Origin of the sequence: Kitasatospora sp. NPDC049285, assembly GCF_040678815.1 — a bacterium.
Lineage (GTDB): Bacteria > Actinomycetota > Actinomycetes > Streptomycetales > Streptomycetaceae > Kitasatospora.
In genome coordinates, this window is the sequence record NZ_JBFAQR010000154.1 from 1 (window position 1) to 1,270 (window position 1,270).

The window sequence follows — 1,270 nt, forward strand, 5'->3', positions numbered from 1 at the left end:
GCTGCGAAGGACACCCTCGGCGTCGGGCTCGGCCTGTTCCCGCTGGGTGTGGCTTTCGGGGTGTTGATGGTGCAGAGCGGGTTCGCCTGGTGGTGGACGCCGGTGTTCTCGTCGTTGATCTACGCCGGTTCGCTGGAGTTCCTCGCGATCGGGCTGTTCCTCGCGGTGACGCCGCTCGCGTCGATCGCGGTGACGACGTTCCTGGTGAACTTCCGGCACGTGTTCTACGGGCTGTCGTTCCCGTTGCACCGGATCCGCGGGCGGGCCGCCCGGGTGTACGGGGTCTATGCGCTGACCGACGAGGCGTACGCGCTGGCCTCGGCCCGGCCGGGGTTGACGGGGCGTCGGATCGTGGCGATCCAGGCGTTCTGCCAGGCGTACTGGGTGCTCGGCGGGGTGACGGGGGCACTGGTGGGCGCGGCGCTGCCGGGGACGGTGCGGGGGCTGGACTTCGCGTTGACGGCGCTGTTCGCGGTGCTGGCGGTCGACGGCTACCGGGCCACCCGGGACGTGCCGGGTCCGGTACTGGCGCTGCTGTGCGCGCTGGTCGCGCTGGTGCTGGCGAAGGGTCAACTGCTGCTGGTGGCACTGGGGTTGTACGTGGCGGCGCTGGCCGTGCGGTACGTACTGAGGGGGCGTCGTGCCTGAGTGGCGGTACGTGCTGGCGGGGCTGCTGGTGATGTTCGCGGTGACGGTGGGCCTGCGCGCCGCACCGTTCGTGCTGCTGGGGCGGGTGCGCGAGTCGGGTCTGCTGCGTTTCCTGGCGGCGACCATGCCGACGGGCGTGATGGTGATCCTGACCGTCTACACGCTGCGCGATCTGCGCCTGACCGCGGCCCCGTACGGGCTGCCCGCGCTGGCGGGGCTGGGCGTCACGCTGGGCCTGCACCTGTGGCGGCGCAACGCGCTGCTGTCGATCGTGGCGGGAACGGCGGTGTACGTGCTGGCCCTCCAGGTGAGCTGAGGGCACGGACGGCCGAAACAGGGCCGGGGCGGCAGACCCCGGCCCTGCTCACACGTCCGACGCCGCGTCAGCCCTTGACGCAGATCACCTGCTTGAGGTGCGCCACCACCTCGACCAGGTCCCGCTGCTGGGACATGACCTTCTCGATCGGCTTGTACGCACCGGGGATCTCGTCGACCACGCCGGCGTCCTTGCGGCACTCGACGCCGGCGGTCTGCTCGACCAGGTCCTTGGTGGTGAACCGCTTCTTGGCGGCGGTCCGGCTCATCTTCCGGCCGGCGCCGTGCGAGGCGGAGTTGAAGGAGG

3 protein-coding genes are annotated in these 1,270 nt (G+C 71.1%); 2 read left to right on the forward strand and 1 reads right to left on the reverse strand.

Going from position 1 to position 1,270, the window contains the following annotated elements; all coding sequences use genetic code 11:
• Together AB0K51_RS34835 and AB0K51_RS34840 are read left to right on the forward strand one after the other, a co-directional pair.
• Nucleotides 1–648 (forward strand): AzlC family ABC transporter permease (locus AB0K51_RS34835; RefSeq protein ID WP_363462304.1); only part of this gene is annotated, 648 nt, incomplete at its 5' end.
• Nucleotides 641–964 (forward strand): AzlD domain-containing protein, encoded by a 324-nt coding sequence (locus AB0K51_RS34840; protein WP_363462306.1) that lies wholly within the window; start codon nucleotides 641–643, stop codon nucleotides 962–964. The genes AB0K51_RS34835 and AB0K51_RS34840, both read left to right, overlap by 8 nt.
• A 67-nt stretch (nucleotides 965–1,031) precedes the next feature.
• On the opposite strand, the gene AB0K51_RS34845 is transcribed toward AB0K51_RS34840, so the two are convergent.
• On the reverse strand, nucleotides 1,032–1,270 hold a 239-nt coding region (locus tag AB0K51_RS34845; protein ID WP_363462308.1), incomplete at its 5' end, for an RtcB family protein.